General features: G+C 47.1%; 1 pseudogene. It reads right to left on the minus strand.

From position 1 onward, the window contains the following. Window positions 1-173: 173 nt before the first annotated feature. A pseudogene (locus tag ACLIIZ_RS21165) lies at window positions 174-289 on the minus strand (IS5/IS1182 family transposase); the annotation flags it as partial.

The following is a 289-nucleotide window of genomic DNA, read 5'->3' on the forward strand; positions in this document are numbered from 1 at the left end:
CAAAAGGAGAGAGTAGACGTGATTTCCAATGGGTTCACAAGATGCTTGCATAAGGTGTTGAAGGTTAACGACTATCTGCTATCGGTCATGTCATTCGGGAATATGCGGTTCGAGTGCGGAAGCCCTGATTACAAAATGCTGTTGATATATTGGCCGCAATTATTAGGGCGTGTTCACATTAGCCAGATGTAAGCGCAGGCAAGTTGCAAGAATGCGTTGAAGCGCGTAGCCAGTTTTTCATAGCGAGTTGCCAGTCGGCGGAATTGCTTGAGGCGGCAGAAAAAACGCT

Source organism: Azonexus caeni, assembly GCF_048146105.1.
GTDB lineage: Bacteria > Pseudomonadota > Gammaproteobacteria > Burkholderiales > Rhodocyclaceae > Azonexus > Azonexus aromaticus_B.